General features: G+C 73.6%; 15 protein-coding genes. 9 read left to right on the forward strand and 6 right to left on the reverse strand.

Going from position 1 to position 18690, the window contains the following annotated elements:
• The first annotated feature begins 15 nt into the window (after positions 1-15).
• Positions 16-852 carry an SURF1 family cytochrome oxidase biogenesis protein gene (locus ACQPXD_RS47505; protein ID WP_432830285.1) on the forward strand — a complete coding sequence of 279 codons (837 nt, stop codon included), beginning with the start codon at positions 16-18 and terminating at the stop codon, positions 850-852.
• Here the strand turns inward: ACQPXD_RS47505 and ACQPXD_RS47510 are convergent.
• Both ACQPXD_RS47510 and ACQPXD_RS47515 read right to left on the reverse strand, forming a co-directional pair.
• Entirely contained in the window at positions 834-2363 is a 1530-nt protein-coding gene (locus ACQPXD_RS47510; protein ID WP_432830287.1) for an ATP-dependent DNA ligase, read from the reverse strand. The genes ACQPXD_RS47505 and ACQPXD_RS47510 overlap by 19 nt on opposite strands.
• Positions 2364-2396: 33 nt before the next feature.
• Positions 2397-2630, reverse strand: coding sequence for a hypothetical protein (locus ACQPXD_RS47515; RefSeq protein WP_432830289.1), 234 nt, complete (start codon positions 2628-2630; stop codon positions 2397-2399).
• A gap of 74 nt (positions 2631-2704) precedes the next feature.
• On the opposite strand from ACQPXD_RS47515, the gene ACQPXD_RS47520 reads away from it, so the two are divergent.
• Positions 2705-4027: a GGDEF domain-containing protein gene (locus ACQPXD_RS47520; protein WP_432830291.1), complete on the forward strand. Its 1323-nt coding sequence runs from the start codon at positions 2705-2707 to the stop codon at positions 4025-4027.
• Here ACQPXD_RS47520 and ACQPXD_RS47525 read toward each other — a convergent pair.
• Complete coding sequence (locus ACQPXD_RS47525; protein WP_432830293.1) at positions 3989-5425, reverse strand: putative bifunctional diguanylate cyclase/phosphodiesterase; 1437 nt, start codon at positions 5423-5425, stop codon at positions 3989-3991. The genes ACQPXD_RS47520 and ACQPXD_RS47525 overlap by 39 nt on opposite strands.
• A 229-nt stretch (positions 5426-5654) precedes the next feature.
• On the opposite strand from ACQPXD_RS47525, the gene ACQPXD_RS47530 reads away from it, so the two are divergent.
• Positions 5655-5900 (forward strand): hypothetical protein, encoded by a 246-nt coding sequence (locus tag ACQPXD_RS47530; protein WP_432830295.1) that lies wholly within the window; start codon positions 5655-5657, stop codon positions 5898-5900.
• 373 nt (positions 5901-6273) lie between these two features.
• On the opposite strand, the gene ACQPXD_RS47535 is transcribed toward ACQPXD_RS47530, so the two are convergent.
• The gene (locus ACQPXD_RS47535) at positions 6274-6489 is read right to left on the reverse strand and encodes a DUF7455 domain-containing protein (protein ID WP_432830297.1); all 216 of its coding nucleotides are present in this window, start codon (positions 6487-6489) and stop codon (positions 6274-6276) included.
• A gap of 416 nt (positions 6490-6905) precedes the next feature.
• On the opposite strand from ACQPXD_RS47535, the gene ACQPXD_RS47540 reads away from it, so the two are divergent.
• From ACQPXD_RS47540 to ACQPXD_RS47560, 5 genes are all read left to right on the forward strand, one after another.
• Positions 6906-8537: a CBM96 family carbohydrate-binding protein gene (locus ACQPXD_RS47540; protein ID WP_432830299.1), complete on the forward strand. Its 1632-nt coding sequence runs from the start codon at positions 6906-6908 to the stop codon at positions 8535-8537.
• Positions 8538-9923: 1386 nt separating this feature from the next.
• A complete protein-coding gene (locus ACQPXD_RS47545; RefSeq protein WP_432830301.1) occupies positions 9924-11591 on the forward strand; it encodes a S8 family serine peptidase in 1668 nt (555 codons plus the stop codon).
• 145 nt (positions 11592-11736) lie between these two features.
• Complete coding sequence (locus ACQPXD_RS47550) at positions 11737-12249, forward strand: SRPBCC family protein (RefSeq protein WP_432830303.1); 513 nt, start codon at positions 11737-11739, stop codon at positions 12247-12249.
• 1 nt (position 12250) lies between these two features.
• Positions 12251-12625, forward strand: coding sequence for a response regulator transcription factor (locus tag ACQPXD_RS47555; protein ID WP_432830305.1), 375 nt, complete (start codon positions 12251-12253; stop codon positions 12623-12625).
• 184 nt (positions 12626-12809) lie between these two features.
• Positions 12810-12986, forward strand: coding sequence for a hypothetical protein (locus ACQPXD_RS47560; protein ID WP_432830307.1), 177 nt, complete (start codon positions 12810-12812; stop codon positions 12984-12986).
• On the opposite strand, the gene ACQPXD_RS47565 is transcribed toward ACQPXD_RS47560, so the two are convergent.
• Positions 12946-14619: an ATP-binding protein gene (locus ACQPXD_RS47565; RefSeq protein WP_432830309.1), complete on the reverse strand. Its 1674-nt coding sequence runs from the start codon at positions 14617-14619 to the stop codon at positions 12946-12948. The genes ACQPXD_RS47560 and ACQPXD_RS47565 overlap by 41 nt on opposite strands.
• Positions 14620-14766: 147 nt before the next feature.
• Here ACQPXD_RS47565 and ACQPXD_RS47570 point away from each other — a divergent pair, with 147 nt between their 5' ends.
• Positions 14767-17001, forward strand: coding sequence for a CHAT domain-containing protein (locus ACQPXD_RS47570; protein ID WP_432830311.1), 2235 nt, complete (start codon positions 14767-14769; stop codon positions 16999-17001).
• A 22-nt stretch (positions 17002-17023) separates the two neighbouring features.
• Here the strand turns inward: ACQPXD_RS47570 and ACQPXD_RS47575 are convergent, their stop codons facing one another.
• Positions 17024-18565: a TROVE domain-containing protein gene (locus ACQPXD_RS47575; RefSeq protein WP_432830313.1), complete on the reverse strand. Its 1542-nt coding sequence runs from the start codon at positions 18563-18565 to the stop codon at positions 17024-17026.
• Between the last annotated feature and the right edge of the window lie 125 nt (positions 18566-18690).

The following is an 18690-nucleotide window of genomic DNA, read 5'->3' on the forward strand; positions in this document are numbered from 1 at the left end:
AAGGGGATACCGTGCTTGGTTGTGTACCGGTTTCTCGCGACGCGCCACTGGCTCGGCTACGCCGCGCTGACGGTCGCCGCGGCCACCGTCATGGTGCTGTTGGGCCTGTGGCAGCTCGACCGCTATCACCAGCGGGCGACGATCAACGCGCGGATCGACGCCGGCACGTCGGCGACGCCGGTGCCGCTGGGCGACGTGATCGGCGCGCCGGGGCGGGCCGCCGGGACCGCCGGGCCCCCGCCCGCGAGCCACACCGAGTGGACCCGGGTCACCGCGACCGGCAGCTACGACCCGGCGCACGAGATCCTGGTCCGCGGCCGCACGGTCGAGGGCTCGGTCGGCTTCGAGGTGCTCACGCCGCTGGTGCTGGCCGACGGCTCGGCGGTGCTGGTCGACCGGGGCTGGGTGCGCCCGGCCGCGGCCGGCGCGCTCACCGCGCCCGACGTGCCGGCCGCGCCGGGCGGCACGGTCACCGTCTCCGGGCGGCTGCGGCCGCCGGAGAGCCGGGGCGAGCGGCCCCAGGCGGTCGCCGGCCACACGGAGATCCGCCGGATCACGCCGGTCGTGATCGCCCCGACGCTGCCCTACGCGATCTTCGACGCCTACGTGACCGCGGACCAGCCGGCCGCCGGATTCACCGCGGTGCCGGCGGAGAAAGAGAACGCGCTGCAGAACGCGGGCTATGTGCTGCAGTGGTGGCTCTTCGCGGCGATGACCGCCTACGGCTTCATCTACCTGGCCCGCAAGGAAGCCCGCGGCCCGGAGCCGGCCGACCTGCTGGCCGACGACCTGGACGGCGAGCCGGCCGACGGCCCCGAGGGCAAAGAGGAGCCTCACGCCGCGCCCTTGTGAATCGCGCGGACCGCGTCGATGGTGTCGGCCTCCTCGGGCCGCTTGTCCTCGCGATAGCGCAGCACGCGCGCGAAGCGCAGCGCCACCCCGCCCGGATAGCGCGGCGAGGTCTGCACCCCGTCGAAGGCGACCTCCACCACCAGCTCGGGCCGCACCCGCACGACCCACTCGGACTCCTCGACCGCCAGGGACCGCAGCTTCTCGGTCTGCCAGCGCAGCATCTCGTCGGTCATGCCCTTGAAGGTCTTGCCCAGCATCACGAACCCGCCGGTCGCCGGGTCGCGGGCGCCCAGGTGCAGGTTGGACAGCCAGCCCCGGCGCCGCCCGTGGCCCCACTCGACGGCGAGGACGACCAGGTCGAGGGTGTGCCGGGGCTTGACCTTGACCCAGGCGGCGCCGCGGCGGCCGACGTCGTAGGGCGCGGCGGCCGACTTGATCACCAGCCCCTCGTGGCCCTTGGCGACCGCCCGGGCGAAGGCCTGCTCGGCCTCCTCCGGGGTGGTCAGCATGGTGCGCCCGACCCGCAGCGGCCCGGGGACCACGCGCTCCAGCGCCGCCCACCGCCGCCCGGCCGGCTCGTCGAGCAGGTCGACGCCGTCGAGGTGCAGGATGTCGAAGAAGAACGGCGCGAGCACGGCGACCCCGTCGCGGCGGGCGGCCCGGCTGGAGGTCTCCTGGAACGGGATGGCCCGGCCGCTGGCCGGGTCGACGCCGACCGCCTCGCCGTCGAGCACGATCGCGGCCACGTCCAGCGCGGCGACCGCGGCGACCACGCCCGGCACCCGGGCGGTGATGTCGTCGAGGCTGCGGCTGAAGACGGAGACGGCCGGCCCGTCGCGGTGCACCTGGATGCGCACCCCGTCGATCTTGATGTCGGCGGCGGCCGGGGTGCCGGTGGCGGCCAGGGCCTCGGTGGCGTTGGGGGCGCTGGAGGCGAGCATCGGGGCGAGCGGCCGGCCAACGGTGAGGCGATAGGCCGCCAGTGCGGCCTCGCCACCGAGCAGGGCGTCGGCCGCGACGGTCTTGAGGTCGCCGGCCAGCAGCAGGGCCCGGCGCACCGCGGTGGCGGGCAGGCCGGCCGCCCGGGCCAGCGCGTCGGCGAGCAGCCCGGCCTGCGCGCCCTGGCGCAGCTCGCCGCTGAGCAGCCCGATGAGCATCTGCCGCTCGGCGGCGGTGGCGGCGCCGAACAGGGCCGCGACCTCGGCGCGGCGGGCGGCCTGGGAGCCCTTGCCGGACAGCCCCGCCATGCGCTCGAAGGCGAGGTCGACGTCGGCGACGCTCAGCGAGGCCTCGGCGGCGGGCGGCGGCAGGTCGCGCAGGCTCGCATAGCCGACCCCGGTCTGGCGCTGGCGCAGCTCGCCGGAGAGATAGCCGGCGCCGGCCGCGACGGTGCGCTCGTCGCCGGATCCGGCCAGCGACCGCAGCGCCGCCGCGAGCAGGTCGATCTTGGCGTTGCGCGCCGGCGTGGCCGCCACCGCCCGCGACACCCCGGCCAGCTCCTCGAATCGCATACCCGGATTCTGCCCGGGGGGTACGACAAAAAATCAGACGTACGCCCGGCGCACCGCGTCGAGGACCCAGCACATCCGCCCGACGGCCATGTCGGGGTGCTCCCCGAACTCCTGCGCGACCAGCGCCGCGCAGCCCCGCGGCCCGTGCCGGCGGACGCTGCGCATGACCGCCTGGCGGATGCGCAACGCGTCCAACGGCTCCGAGCACTGCACGTCGGACACGAACAGTGCCTCGGCGCGAACGTGTTCCAGCAGTTGAGGAGTCATGCAACCAAGCAGACGCCCGGCCCGGAGCACCGCCGTGTCCGCAAAGGTGCAGACGCGGTGGCAAAGGTGCGCCCATGACGGAGAATGGTGATGTGAATACGGTCGGTGAGATCGTCGCGTTGATCACGGGGGCTGCCGCCGCGGCCACCGTCCTGATCGCCACCCGGCGCCACCGTCCGCCGGGCCGCGCCGGCTGGTATCTGCTCGGCGCCGCCGTGCTCGCTCACGCCGCCGACGCCCTGCACGTCGCGCAGTACCCCTTGATCATCGCCGCCCTCGCGAGCTTCCTGCGCCGCCGCACCGGGCGCCGGCCCGCCCCGGCGCTGCTGGACGCGGCGGTCGCGGCCACCGCCGCCGGGCTGTTGGCCTGGGTGTACCTCATCGGACCGACGCCGGCGATCCTCGCCGCGTTCGTGCTGGCGCTCGCCCTGCGCCTGCGGCCGGGCGGGGGCGCCGGCCTGATGCTGCTCGCCGGCCTGGTCGCGATGTTCGCCGGGGACATCGCGCACTCGCTGCGCGGCGACGCCGCGGCGACCGGGGCGTGGCTGCTGGCATACGCGCTGCTCGCAGGCGCGGCGCTGCACCCGGGCATGCGGCGGGTCGACGACCCCGCGCCCGTGCGCGCCGTTTCCGGCCCGGCCGCCCGCGTGGTCCTCCTGGCGGCCGCGTCATTACTTGCCCCGGTGGTACTCCTGGTGCAGTACCACCGCGGCGACACGCGCGACGTCCCGGTGATCGCCGTCGCGTGCGCGCTGCTGTTCCTGCTGGTCATCGCGCGGATGGCCGGCCTGGTCGCGGACCAGCACCGCCTCGCCGTGACCGACGCGCTGACCGGCCTGCGCACCCGGCGCGCGTTCGAGGAGCGGCTGCGCGGCCGCCGGCCCGGCCGCCCGGTCGCGGTGGTGCTGCTGGACATCGACCACTTCAAGCGGGTCAACGACGCGTTCGGGCACCCCGCGGGCGACGCCGTGCTGCGCGAGGTCGCGTGCCGGCTGCGCGCGCAGGCCGGCCCGGAGGTGACCGTCGCGCGCTACGGCGGCGAGGAGTTCGCCCTGCTCGTGCCCAATGCCTCGGGCGCGGACGCGGCGGGCCTGGCGGAGCGGCTGCGCGCGGCCGTCGGCGCCGATCCGGTCGACCTGGGCGGTGGCGTGCTTCGCGACGTCACGGTTTCCGGGGGTACTGCGGTGCTGCCGGCCGACACCGCCGAGCCGGACGAGCTGGTCCTGCTCGCCGACCGGGCGCTCTATGCGGCCAAGCGCGCCGGCCGCGACCGGGTCGTGTCCGCCGATCGGATCCCGGCGGTTTCCGCGCTCACCGGCCCTGGCCGGGCGACCGAGGGCGAGGAGTGGCCGGTCCCGCTACCGCGCCCGCGCCGCTCCGAGCTCGAGGCGGCCTGAGAGGAGCGCATCGAGCTCTTCCGGGGGTACCGCCGCGGAAAACAGAAACCCCTGAGCGTGCTCACAACCGAGGGCGCGCAGCGCGGCGGCCTGTTTCTCCGTCTCGACCCCTTCGGCCACCGTCTGCAGCGCGAGCCCGCCGGCCAGCTGCAGGATCGCCCGCATCAGCGTGGTGTCGACGGCGGTGGCGAGGAAGGTGCGGTCGATCTTGAGCACGTCGACCGGCAGGTGCACCAGGTAGGCCAGCGAGGAGTACCCGGTGCCGAAGTCGTCGATGGCCACCCGGACCCCGTCCGCGCGCAGCACGTCGAGCCGCGCGGTCGACTCGGCGTCGGCGACCAGGCTGCTCTCGGTCAGCTCCAGCACGAGCGCGCTCGGCGGCAGCCCGCCCTCCTCCAGCGCGCCGCGCACCCGCTCGACGAAGTCCGGCTCGCGCAGCTGGTGCGCGGCGACGTTGACGGTGAGGCTGACGCCGTCGCGCGCGTGCCACTCGCGCGCCTCCGCGCACGCCCGGCCGAGCACCCACCAGCCCAGCGGCACGATCAGCCCGGTGGCCTCGGCGACCGGGATGAACACGCCGGGCGGGATCGGCTCGCCCCCGGGCGGGTGCCAGCGCAGCAGCGCCTCGACGGCGGTGATCCGGCCGTCGGCGAGCCGCACGACCGGCTGGTAGTGCACCGCGAACTCGCCCTCGCGCAGCGCCCGGCGCAGCCCGGCGGCGAGCTCCCGGTGCCGGTCGGCGGCGGTACGCAGGCCCGTGTCGTAGCGCACGATGCGGTCCTTCCCGCCGCCCTTGGCCGCCTGCAGCGCCAGGTCGGCGTCGCGCAGCACCTCGGCCGAGGTCCGCTGCCCGTCGGCCACCACGACGCCGGCGCTGCCGGTGAGGTGCACCTGGCGCCCGGCCACCTGGTACGGCGGGCGCAGCCGGGCCAGCGCCCGCTCGGCCGCCCCGGCCGGCGCCGGTCCGCGCCACACCGCCGCGAACTCGTCGTCGCCGGGCCGGGCCATCAGGTCGGCGTCGGGCAGCGCGTCGCGCAGCCGCCGGGCCACCTGCACCAGCAGCGCGTCCCCGGCCTGGTGGCCGAGCTCGTCGTTGATCTCCTTGAACCCGTCCAGGTCCAGCAGGACCACGGTCAGCCCCGGCCGGATGTCGGCGAGCAGCGCGGTGAGCAGGGCCCGGTTGGCCAGGCCGGTCACCGGGTCGCGGGTGGCCCGCTCGCGCAGCTGCTGCTCAAGCCCCCGCCGGCGCGCGGACGAGCGGGCCAGCGACCGGGCCAGCCGCCGCGACCGCCGGCGGACCAGCGCCACGGCGACGAGGCCGGCGGCGAGGGCCACGAGGCCGGCCAGCACGGATGAGAATTGCCGGATCATCGCCGGTACCGCCGCCAGAAATGCCACACCGCACACCGAAACGGCGACAAGCAGCGCCCTTTCGCGACCCACCAGCCCGGGCCGCCGCGGACGAGGGCTCGGCTTGCGACGCACAGGCCGATGCTAACGGCAACATATCCGATTTTTCGGACTTAACCGACAACACGCTGATCGTGCGTGTTATCGGCGCCCTTGACGGGACGTACAGCGTACGTCAAGCTTGGACGTACAGCGTACGTCTCGGAGGTGTTCTCAGATGACCGATGATCGTCCCGGGGGCGGCGGCCTGCTCCACCGCCTCACGCACCGGCTGCCCGGCGTCCCGGACCACGTCGACCGGCCGCGCGGCCATCAGGGCAGCTCACCCCATGGGCATCAGGGCGGCTCGGCCCGGCCGCGCAACCACGGCCTGCGCCACCCGGCCGGCGCGAACCGCCCGCCGCGCGTCCTGGTGGCGTGGCAGCGCCGCATCGCCGCCCTGTTCGGCCAGCGGCTGCCGTGACGCCGAACCCGGCCCTCTCGGCGCTCACCACGCTGCACTGGCGGGGCCGGCTCGTCGAGCTCTTCCTGCCGCCGCTACTTCCGGCGCCCACGCCGCACGCGGACGCCTCGATCGCGGATCACCTTGCCGGCACCCACGCCGCGCGTGGGCGTCAGCTGGACGCCGGTGCGCACGCCGGGCTCCACGACGCTGCGGCGGACACCAGGGCACCGGCGACGGTGAGAGGCCACGATGGCCGGGAAGCGGGCCTCGAAGGCTCCTCCTCGCCGCCGCGTCCCGCGCCGGTTTGACCAGATATATCGCGAAAAATCAGCCCAAAATGGCAGTGGCGCCGCGACGAAGTGTCGCGGCGCCACTGCTCGTATTGGATGCGTCAGTTCCGCCATGCGAAGCCGGACTCGACGGAGACCTTGTCCGCCGTGGCGGCGATGCGGTCCGCGAACTTGTTCGCGTGGTGACCGCAGAAGGCCAGCTCGCCGGTGCCGAAGGTCACCACCAGCTTGGCCGCGGCGCCGCAACTGTCGCAACGCTCCCCGGACAGTTCGGGGACGACGTGAACGGCCGGGCGCGAGATCAGCATCGGGGTCATCTCAGTCTCCTCGAGGGGTCGTAGCGACGAGTCGCGGCGTGATATGTGGCATTTCCTTGTCTTGCGGCTTACTCGACTAACACTACGTTCGCCGGAATTGCCCGCCTAGTTCGGAAGCGTTGGGTTTCGGTCACAGGTGGGTTGCCGGTTCCGTCCGTTCGTCTGATGCATCACGGGCGGAATGCACATACCCGCTCGGCAACGTTTCGACACCGGGCCGCCGGCCGCGGCGCCGATCGCCTTCCCGAGCGCGACCAGTCCACAGTGGACACAGCGGCCCGGCCGCGGACACCCCAACGGCAACTTGCGGCGAACCGGGGGCGTAACCGGGGGTCCCGAATCTTGTGGAGGTCCGGATGACAACGCCGGGCAGCGCACCACTCCAGAAGGTTCCGCCGACCGAAGGGCTCCGCATAGTGATTCGCCGCCACGCCCGCGCCATCATGCCGATCGCCGCGCTCGCCATCGGTGCCGGATTCGGCACCACCGCCTTCAGCGGCACCGCCGCTGCTGCGACGACCGACGTCGTGCGCTCGGGCGCCGCGGACGACAGCTACAGCTCCAGCGCCCGCCCGTCGTACAACTTCGGCGCCTCCGACACCCTCGTCGCCGGCCGCCAGGGTACCGACACCATGATCTCGTTCCTGAAGTTCAACGTCGCCGGCCTCGGCACGGGCGTCACCGTCAAGAACGCCAAGGTGACCCTGACCAACGCGTCGCGCACGCTGCCCGGCTCGATCTCGCTGAGCCGCGTCGCCGACGCGAAGTGGTCGGAGCAGACGCTGTCCGCCAAGAACGACCCGGCGCTCGGCGCGGTCGTCGCCACGGTGAAGCCGGCCTCCGGCGCGACCTCGGTGACGTTCGACGTGAGCGGCGTGGTCAAGGGCGCCGGGACGTACACCTTCGCGGTGACCTCGACCGCGGCGAACTCGCTCGCGCGGTTCTCCTCCGCCGAGGCCAAGAGCGGCCAGCCCGCGCTGAACCTGACCGTGACCCGCCCGGCCGCCCCGGCGCCGGCTCCGACCACCCCCGCGCCGACTACGCCGGCCCCCACCACGCCGGCCCCCACCACCCCGGCTCCGACCACGCCGGCCCCGACCACGCCGAGCGACTGCGCGGTGGGCGCCAAGCTGGTCCCGACCTGCGGCGTGCTGTGGGGCGCGGCGGCCGGCGGCTTCTCGGACGTGCCGCGCGACGAGGCCCTGAAGACCTTCGAGGCGAAGTCGGGCCGGACGTCGACGATCTACCACACGTACCACAAGGGCGACGAACTCTTCCCGACGAAGGACGAGATCGCCATGACCAACGACCCGGCGCACCCGCGCACGCTGATGCTGAACTGGAAGGTCTCCTACGGCACCACGTGGGCCAAGGTCGCCGCCGGCAGCCAGGACGCCCGCATCGACCGCCTGGCCACGTACCTGAAGGCCAACTACACCAAGCAGTTCTTCATGGTGCTGCACCACGAGCCCGAGAACGACGTGAACCCGGCCGCCGGCTCGGGCCAGACCGCCAAGGACTTCGCCGCGATGTTCCGCCACACCGCGCTGCGCCTCAAGGCCGACGGGGTCAACAACGCGGTGTTCGTGATCGCCTACATGAACTACGAGAAGTGGAACAACACCGCGTGGTGGGGCGACCTGTACCCGGGCGACGACGTCGTGGACTGGGTCGGCGTGGACACCTACAACAACGCGCAGCCGGGCGGCTTCCACTACGGCGACTTCAACTACCTGATGAACCGCACCAACAGCGCGAGCTTCCCCGGTTGGTACACCTGGGCCACCACCAAGCACCCGGCCAAGCCCATCATGGTCGCCGAGTGGGGCGTGTACGACTCCTCGACCAAGGTCGACGGCCGCAACAAGGCCAACGTCTACGCGACCGTGCTGCCGCAGCTGGCCAAGATGCCGCAGATCAAGGGCCTGGTGTACTTCGAGACCGCGCACGACCAGAGCGGCCACGACATCCGCATCGACGACACCCCGGAGGCGCTGGCCGGCTTCCAGAAGATCGCCGCCGACCCCCGCTTCAACGTCAAGCTCTGAACACCCGGTTCCCCCCGGTGAGCGAAGGCCGCTCGGACTCAGGTCCGGGCGGCCTTCGCCATTCCCCCGCCGGGCCAGCAAGGCGGTCCGCGGCGCCGGGCCAGCAAGGCGGCGCGGCGCAGGGCCAGCGACACGGTTCGCGGCGCAGGGCCAGCGACACGGTTCGCGGCGCAGGGCCAGCGACACGGTTCGCGGCGCCGGGCCAGCGAGGCGGTTCGCGGCGCCGGGCCAGCGAGGCGGTTCGCGGCGTTTTCCTTGCGGGGCCATCGCGCAATCGAAATGCCCTGACGCCGCCCCGTTCTGCCGGCGAGCCCGGCTTCCAGCCACCGTGCCCGCGCCCGCGCCCCCGCACGCCGCGCCGGCCCGCACCACCACGGACAGCGCAGCCCAGCGACCAGAAGTCTCCGTGATCATGCTCTACCCGCCGTCGACACCAACGGTTTTTCATGATCACGGAGCGCTGATGTACACCCGTGTACCACAAGTCTCCGAGATCATGGCAAACCCGCGGTGCGGCCACGGTGACCATCATGATCACGGAGACATACGTCCGCCCCGGCCACACCAATCGGATGTTCGCCCGCCGCGGTGATACATCCGCAACGCTCGCCCTGCCCCGCCGCCCGCTGATCGACGCCGATGACCGCCGTGCCCCATCGGCGGCCAGCGACACCCAGCCGCGATGGCCGCCAGCTGCCGCCGGACAGCAACCACCACGATCAGGCGCCGGCCACGTCACACACCAAGCCCGCCAGCGCGCCGCGGGGCCCGCCGCGAAGGCGCGCACGGGCGCGGAAGCGCGGGGCGCGGGGCGCGGGGGCACGGCGCGGGGGCACGGGCGCGGGGGCGCGGAAGCGCAGGGCGCGGAAGCGCAGGGCGGCGCGGCGCGGGGGCGCGGCGCGGGGGCGCGGCGCGGGGGCGCGGCGCGGGGGCGCGGCGCGGGGGCGCGGCGCGGGGGCGCGGCGCGGGGGCGCGGCGCGGGGGCGCGGCGCGGGGGCGCGGCGCGGGGGCGCGGCGCGGGGGCGCGGCGCGGGGGCGCGGCGCGGGGGCGCGGCGCGGGGGCGCGGCGCGGGGGCGCGGCGCGGGGGCGCGGACGCGAGGACGCGGGGGCGGGGCGCGGACGCGCCCCCGCGCGGACGCGGACGCGAAAACCAGGGCGCCGAGGCGAAGCGCGGGCGCGGGCGCGACCAACCCGTTCGGCAACCGGCGGCAACCGAAGGCGGCGAGCGCGCCCCGGAACCACGGCAACCGCGCCGCTCCCGCAGGGGTCCCGAGCCCGCCACCCGCGGCCGCGAATCTTATTTCAGCAAGGAAATGCGCCACCGAAAAACAGCAAGACCAAATGACGCAACGAAATGCCCGCTCACCGTTAGGGATGCAGACATAATGACGAAGAACATCGCCCGTCGCGCCATTACCGGAATCGTCCTCGGCACCGCTGCCACGGCTGCCACCGCCTTCACGTTCGCTGCGGCTGCGGCCGCGGCGCCGGCCGAAGGTACCGTCCAGGGTGCCGGTGTGGCCGGTGCGCTCACGGACCAGTACATCGTGGTCATGAAGGACGGCTCGACGACGACCTCCGACGCGCTCGCCGGCAAGGTCGGCGGCAAGGTCGAGGACCGGTTCGACAGTGCGGTGCGCGGTTTCTCCGGCCGGATGAGCGCCTCCGCCGCCCGCCGCCTGGCCGCCGACCCGGCCGTCCAGTACGTCGAGCAGGACCGCACGGTCTCCATCGAGGCCACCCAGACGCAGACCGGCGCCACCTGGGGCCTGGACCGCATCGACCAGCAGGCGCTGCCGCTGAACGGCTCGTACACCTACGGCCCAGCGAGCAACGTCACCGCGTACATCATCGACACCGGCGTGCGCCTCACCCACAGCGAGTTCGCCGGCCGGGCCCGCTCCGGCTACGACTTCGTCGACAACGACGCGGACGCGAGCGACTGCCAGGGGCACGGCACGCACGTCGCCGGCACCGTCGGGGGCAAGACCTACGGCGTGGCCAAGGACGTCAAGATCGTCGCGGTGCGGGTGCTGGACTGCTCGGGCAACGGGTCGTACTCGCAGATCATCGCCGGTGTCGACTGGGTCACCAAGAACGCCGTCAAGCCGGCCGTGGCGAACATGAGCCTCGGTGGCGCGGCGGGCACCACGCTGGACACCGCGGTCAAGAAGTCGATCGCGTCGGGCGTCACCTACGCGGTCGCCGGCGGCAACGACTCGGCCAACGCCTGCAGCAAGTCCCCGGCCCGCCTGCCCGAGGCGATCACCGTCGGTGCCACCGACACCGCCGACACCCGCGCCAGCTTCTCGAACTTCGGCAACTGCCTGGACATCTTCGCCCCCGGCGTGAACATCACCTCGAGCTCCAACGCCTCCAACACCGCGACCCAGAAGATGAGCGGCACCTCGATGGCGACCCCGCACGTGGCCGGCGCCGCCGCCCTGTACCTCGCCGCGCACCCCGCCGCCACCCCGCAGCAGGTCCGCGACGCCCTGGTGAACGGCGCCATCAACGGCGCGGTGAAGAGCGGCGGCAGCGGCTCCCCGAACAAGCTGCTCTACACGACCAACCTGAACAACGACGTCACCCCGACCACGCCCGCCACGCCGGCCCCGACCACCCCGGCCCCGACCACTCCGGCCACGCCCGCCCCGACCACCCCGGCTCCGACCACTCCGGCCCCGACCACGCCCGCCCCGGCCGCCTGCGCCGCCGCCGTGAGCACCACCGCGGTCGCCATCCCGGACCCGGGCACCGCCGCCAGCAAGGTCGTCGTCGCGAACTGCACCGGCAACGCCTCGAAGACCGCCACCGTCAAGGTCTCGATCAAGCACGCCGACCGCGGCGACCTGCGCCTGGACCTGGTCGCGCCGGACGGCACCAGCTACCACCTGAAGAGCTCGACCTCCGGTGACGACAACGCCTTCACCACCGCGACCTACACGGTGGACCTGTCCTCCGAGGTCCGCAACGGCACCTGGACGCTGCAGGCCCGCGACGTCTTCGCCGGCGACAAGGGCACGCTGACCGGCTGGACGCTCACCGTCTGAACAAAAATGACCAAAGCCCGCCCCCGCCGGAACCCCGGCGGGGGCGCTTGGCATTCGCGAACTAATCCCGCGAATCACCCGTAATACGGGCGAATCCGTCGGTAGCGTGTGGACAATCAGGCACCGAACGGCGAGGGGGACCACCATGAGCACCGCGAGAGAGTCGATCGAGGTTGCCGTACCGGTGGAGGTCGCCTACGAGCAGCTGACCCACTTCGAGAACTATCCGCAGTTCATGTCCGGCGTGATGAGCATGGCGCCGATCGACGCCTCCACCGCGCACATGGTGCTGGACCTCGGCGGCAACCGGGCCGAGTTCGACGCCCGGATCACCGAGACCCGGCCCGGGGAGTTCCTGTGCTGGGAGGCCACCGACGGCCCGCAGATCAGCGAGGCGCTGCGGCTGGAGCCGATGGCCGACGACATGACCCGGATCATCGCCGACCTGCAGGTCGACGCCCGCGAGCTGATGCCGGCCGAGGAGCACGCGGTCGAGGTCCTCGGCCGCCGGCTCAAGGCCGACCTCAAGGGCTTCAAACGGTTCTGTGAGCAGGCCGCGCTGGTGCGCAGCGAGCTGACCCACGCCACGAACGAGCGGCCGGCCCAGCCCGTGCCGCCGCACGGCAACCTCGGCCCGATGCAGCACACCGCCCGCTGAGATGACCGCAATACTCGTCGCCGACGACGACACGGACATCAGGGACCTCGTCGCCTTCAAGCTGGAGCAGGCCGGCTACGACGTGCTGGCCGTCGACAACGGCCTCGCCGCGCTCACCGCGGCCACCGAGAGCCCGCCCGACCTGGTTGTCCTCGACGTGATGATGCCGGGGATGTCCGGCATCGACGTGTGCCGCCAGCTGCGGCTGGAGCAGGGCACGAAGGCCCTGCCGATCATCCTGCTCACCGCGCGCGCCCAGGAGGGCGACGTCGAGGTGGGCTTCGGCGCCGGTGCCGACGACTACATCGTCAAGCCGTTCAGCCCGCGGGAGTTGGTCAGCCGGGTCGAGGCGATCCTGGCCCGCCTGCGCCCGTGACGCTCGCCGGCGCCGCCCTGGTGGCGCTGCTGGTGATGCTGTTCGCCGCGCTCGTCGACGTCTTCGAGCGCCGCGCCGCCTGGCGGGCCCGCAGCCGGCTGGGTCGCCAACGGCTGCACGGCGGTGGCCGGGCGCATCGTGGACGTGCGGATGCCCCGGAAGGTGCTGGGCAAGCAGCGCGTCGGTGCTGGAGAACGTCGGCTACCGGCAGCTGACCGCGCTGTGGCGCACGATGGGCATGTGGGCCGCGATCCGCGGCGGCAAGCACGTGTGGGGCGAGATGACCCGCACGGGCTTTCAGACGGTGGAACCCGAACGGGTCAGAGCCAGACCGGGCGCTCGCGCGGGATCCGGATCGTGAACGTCGTGCCCTGACCGGGCACGCTGTCCACCGCGATCTGCCCGCCGTGCCCCTCCACGATCGTCTTGGTGATGGCCAGACCCAGTCCCGCGCCCTGCACCGCCTCGCGCACCGCGAAGGTACCCCGGAAAAATCGGGTGAACAGCCGCGGCTGCTCCTCCGGGTCGATCCCGGCGCCGTTGTCGCGGACCTCGATCCGCACGTGCTCGCCGTCCTCCCGCGCGGTCAGCTCGACGAGACCCCCGTCGGGCGTGAAGTTGACCCCGTTGACGAGCAGGTTGGACAGCGCCCGGCGCAGCTGCTCCGGGTCGGCGTCGACGCTGCCGAGCTGCCCCTCCACGGACAGCACCAGCCGCAGCCCGCGGCGCTTGGCGCGCGGCTCGACGGCCGCGCAGGCGGCGCTGAGCACCTCCCGCAGGTCGGTGCGGCGCAGCTCGAGGTCGAAGACGCCGGCCTCCACCCTGGAGATGGTGAGCATGTCCTCGATGAGCGCGCGCAGCCGGTCGGAGTTGCGGCCGATGACGCCGAGCATCCGGGTCTGGGCCGGGGTCAGCGGGCCGGCGTCGCCGGAGGTGAGCACCTCGAGGTGGCCGATGACGTTGGTCAGCGGCGTGCGGAACTCGTGCGACACGGTCGCCACGAAGTCGCTCTTGGCCACGTCGAGCTCGCGCAGCCGGGACACGGCCTCGCGCTCGTGCTCGTAGGCGTGGCGCAGCGCGTCCTCGGTGCGCTTGCGGTCGGTGATGTCGTGCACGAACGCGTTGAACGTCCAGCCCATCACCGGGTCCTGGACCGCCCACACGGCGAGTTCCACCGGGAACTCGTAGCCGTTGCGGTGCCACGCGGTGATCTCGATGCGGTGGTCCAGGAAGCGCCGCTCCCCCGTGGTCAGGAACCGCCCGACGCCGAGATGGTGGGCCTCACGGTACTGCGGGGGCACGATCGTGTCGGCCAGCCGCCGCCCGATCGCCTCCTCCTTGGACAGGCCGAAGACCTTCTCCGCGGCCGCGTTCCACGAGGTGATCATCCCGCCCTCGTCCATCGCGACGAACGCCTCGACGCAGCTGTCGAGGATCCGCTCCAGCCGCCGGCCGCCGAACAGCAGCGCGTCGCGGGCGGCCATGCGGTCGGCGACCCGGCCGAGCTGGGTGCCGACGTCCGACATGATCTCCAGCAGCCCGGGGTCGGGCGCGGCCGGCTCGCGGGTGAAGAACTCGAGGACCGCCGCGACGACCCCGCGCGCGGTGACCGGGAAGGCGATCGCCGCGCCGACCCCCTGGACGCCGGTGCGCACGACGCCGCGGTCGGCGGACACGTCGGCGATCCACTGCGGCCGCCCGGTGCGGGCCGCCCGGCCGACGATGCCGGCGCCGAGCGGGAAGTGCGCTTCCTCGCTCGCTTTGCGCAGCGCGGCGAACTCGCCCGCCACGTCCTCGTGCCACACGTCGGTGGAGACGAGCACGCGGCGGTCCCGCTCGTCGGGCAGGCACAGGTGACCCACCGGCCACCCGGTCGCCGTGCACACCGCCTTGAGCACGGGCAGCCCGGCGTCGCCGATGTCGTCGGCTTCGTTCGCGATCCGTGTCGCCTCCTGCAGCAGGGAGACGAGGACGAGTTCGCGATCCTTCGGCACAGCTTGATGGTAAAGGTCTGACCCGCAACGATTGCCCGTTTCGGGGATTGGACCGTGCACTTTGCCCCTGCACAGTGGCCGCGCGGCGACCATGCGGGTTCGGGGCGGCGATAGCCTCGGCACAGACGCGATGGGGGGCGAGCCTTCATGGACGACATCGATCCGCACGTGCTCCACCCGCTCAACCGGTTCGTCGCCTTTGTGGCGCACTCCCGGCAGGACGCGGCGCTCGCGACCGCGGAAGAGGCGTTGGCCTACTGCGCCGAGCACGGCCGGGTCGCCGACGAGTTCAGCGTGCTGCTCGTGCTGTGCGGCGAGCTGGACCCGGAGTTCTTCGCGGCCGACCTGGGCCGCTACGCGACCAGGCTGATCGAGCTCGCGGTGGCGCATGCCGAAGCGCTCACCCGGGTGGAGGTGCACACCTCCGTTGGCCCCATGCTCGACGCGCTCCTCGCCCAGGTCCCCGCCGAACGGCGCGGCGAGCTGGCCCGGCGGTTCGCGACCGTCCGGGCCGGCTACCACGCGGGCTTCACCGCGGACGTCCTGCTGGAGCCGGCGATCGACATCCCGCTGCCGGAGCCGATGGCGCGGCGGTACCGGCTGCTCGCGCTCGCCGCACACGCGCCGGAGTCCGTGCGCGACCGCGACATCAGCGTGGCCGCGCTGCACGACCGGTTGATCCGGCAGGCCCGGAGGCTCCCGGCGGCCAGTGGCTCGCGCCGGATGCTGCTGGGAGAGATCCACATGCTCGCCGCGGAGGCCGGTATCCGCCTGCACCAGCCACGGCCGGTGCTCGCCGGCGCCACGGCCATGCTGACCGAGGCCGGCCCGGTTCTCCCCCGGCAGCACCGGATCGCGGCCGCACACACCATCCTGTGGCAGTTACGGGAGCTGCTGCCGGCGCAGCGGCTGGGCTCAGGCCGGCTGCAGCGCGGCCGGGCCGTCAGGGCGGCCGGCCGGGTCGTGCGGGAGAACCTGACGCTGGTGTACGCGAACCGGGTCATCCGCTTCGCCGCGGCGAACCTGGCCGAGCTGTATCCGCTCGTCGGGGAGTACGTGGACCTGCTGGCGGCCCGGCCGGCCGCGCACCGTCGCGCGGCCGGGATCATCCACCGCTACCAGGGCGGCCTGGTGCTGATCGCCTACGCGCTGAGCACCGATCCCGGCCTGCGCCCCGAGGGTTTCGACGCCTTCATCCATGAGCTGGACAACCTGCTGCGGTACTCCGCGGTCGGCGCGGCCACCGAGGACGAACGGCTCGGTCGTCCCCTCCTCGCCCGCGACCCGGCGCCGGCCACCGACGCCGAAGAGTCGCCGGGCCGGGCCGACCCCGGGTACGCCGGCGTCACCTTCGGCATCAGGGCCACCCGCCGCGACCCGTCACCGGTCGCGGTCCCGGCCGGTGAGCTGCGTGCGTCGCTCGCCCCGGACGAGGCCACGATCTCGCTGTTCGTCAGCGAACGGCGCGTCCACGCGGTCAGCCTCACCCGGGGGCGACCGCCGCGCCTGGCCACCATCGGCGAGCGGGCCAAGCTGTGGCCCCGGGCCCGCGACCTGCTGGCGGCCATCCGTGACGAGGACGCCCTTCCGCAGCTGCGCGCCGCCGACTTCGCGTGGCTGCACGACGAGCTGCTCGGCCCGGTCCTGAGCGACCTCCCGCCCCGCGTCGGCAAGCTCGTGCTCGCGGCACCTCAGCTCAACCTGCCGCTGCACCTCGCCTACGACGGCGCGAGCAAGACGTACCTCACCGACCGGTACGACATCTCCTACACGCACTCGGTCCAGGTCCACCACCGCCAGTCCCGCCGGCACTCGGCGCGGCACGGCACGGCACTGCTGCTCGACGGCAGCGACGCGACCCTGTCCCACGTCGCGGCGGAAATGGCGCACATCGCCGAGGCGCTCGCCCCGCGACTGCGCGTGGACGGTCCACATCGGACATTCGAGTCGGCGTCGCGGGTCCCCGGCCCGGCCGCGGTCGTCCACTACGGCGGGCACATGAGCACGGACGAGGCCGGCGAGCGCTGGTACCTGCACATGGCGGACCGGTCGGCCAGCCCGGGCGAGCTGCTGTCGCGCGTGGGGCACGGCACCGATGTGGTGTCGCTGTTCTCCTGCTCCTCCGCCGACCGGCGCGGCGGCAGCCCGGAGCCGGTCGGCGTCTCGGCCGCCGTTGCCGCCGCCGGCGCGCGCTGGTTCGTCGGCTGCCTGTGGCCGATCCCCGACCGGACGGCGGCCACCATCGCGGTAGCCATGTACCGGACCTGGGCGTCCCGCGGGGTGAGCATGGCGCAGGCACTCCGCGAGGCGACCGCCCCGCTGCGCTCGAAGCCGCCGGCCCTGTGGGGCGCGGTGGTGTGCCACGGCCCCCACCGGCCGTAGCCCACCCCGCGCGATCGGCCGATCAGAACGGCCAGGCCTCGTCCCGGCCCGCCTCGATCAGCGGCAGCATCCGGAACGTGGCATCGGTCAGGCCGCCGAACTCCACCCGGTTCGCCACGGCCGGGATCGCGGTCACCCGGTAGCCGCCCAGGTTGAACCCGTAGAGCGGGATGGACTTCGGCACCACGTCGGTGACGCCGCGGTCCATCGTCTGCATGTCCGAGATGATGACCACCCGGTCGTGCTTGGAATACGACTTGCGCAGCGACGCCGCGATCGCGGTGCCGTGCCCGTCCTCGCCCGTCCGCCGCACGAACCGGTCCACCTCGCGGATGACCGACGCGCCCCGGCCGACCTTGTGCGTGAACGGCCGGCGCCCGTCGGCGAAGCCGACCAGGTCGACCCGCTCGCCCTTTGCCGCGAGGGCCACGCCGAACACCGCGGCGGCCTTCAGCGGCGTCACCGTCGAACGCGCCGAGATCCCGCCGGAGGTCATCGACCCCGACGTGTCCACCAGCACCAGCGTCCGGCCGGGCAGCGCGGGCAGGTTGGTCAGCGACGCCTGCAGCGCCTGGTCCAGCGGGTGGCTCCAGCGCACCGACGGCGCCTGCTCGTAGGCCGACAGCCACCGGAACGGGAACATCCGGGAACGGGCCACCTGCCGCGGGTCGGCGAACCGGGCCGCGACCGCGGCGGCCGCCGCGTCGGACACCCCGGCCTCGTCGAAGTTGCGCACGTTGCGGGCGAGCGCCATCAGCCCCATGACCGGGATGAGCGCCTCCCACAGCAAGGCCTTCGGCAGCTTCGAACCGACCAGGGAGAGCACGTCCTCCCACGTCAGGCCGGCCGCGCGCAGCCGCTCGGGGTCGAGCAGCGCGTGCGGGTCGCCCTCGGCGAGCTCCCGCAGCTCTGCGTTGGCGCGGACCATCCGCAGCCGCTCCGGCGCCGGGTCCTCCCGGTGGTGCCGCCGGTCGATCGCGTGCCGGAACAGGTCGTCCTGCACCGCGCCGCCGCGGCGGCCGGCCGGGTGGGTCAGCTCGATGACGTCGGCGAAGCGCACGCCGTGGCTGCCGGTGTCGTACTTCAGCAGCGGATACTCCGTGTAGAGGCGCAGCGCCCCGTCGGCGATGCCGCGCTTGACCGGCATCGGCAGCTTCCGCCCGTGCCGCCCGATCCAGTAGGCGAGCAGTTCCCCCGGCTCGTCGGCGCGGTCCATGGCGGCCGCGACGATGGCCCGGTTGTCACCGGCGAGGCCGGCGGCGAGCCGCGCGTGGACCGCCTCGGCGGCGGCGACCAGCGGCGCCGAGCGCATGTTCGCGCCGGTGCGCAGCCAGCGCACGAACCGGGTCAGCCAGTCGACGCCGTCGACGGCGACCTGACCGACGAGGCGCGCGAACCGCTCGTCGCGCTCGCCGGCCCGCTCGTAGAAGGTGTCCTCGCCGACCAGGTTGGACACGGCCAGCAGGAACAGCTCGCGCTTGGCGTCGCGGGTGTAGCCGGCGCCGCCCTCGTAGGTGGCGGCGTTCGGCTTCGGCGACGCGGTGCGGGCGTTGAACTTGGACACGACAAGGGCTCCTTCCGGCATCGGGAGACAGCGTGTGGGTGCCCGAGAACCAAGCGGCTGCGGCACGTTACCGCTCTATCCGCTGAGCTACCGCCCCGAGTGGTGGGACGGACAGGAGTCGAACC

The sequence above is a fragment of the Dactylosporangium sp. CA-092794 genome, assembly GCF_050948465.1.
GTDB lineage: Bacteria > Actinomycetota > Actinomycetes > Mycobacteriales > Micromonosporaceae > Dactylosporangium.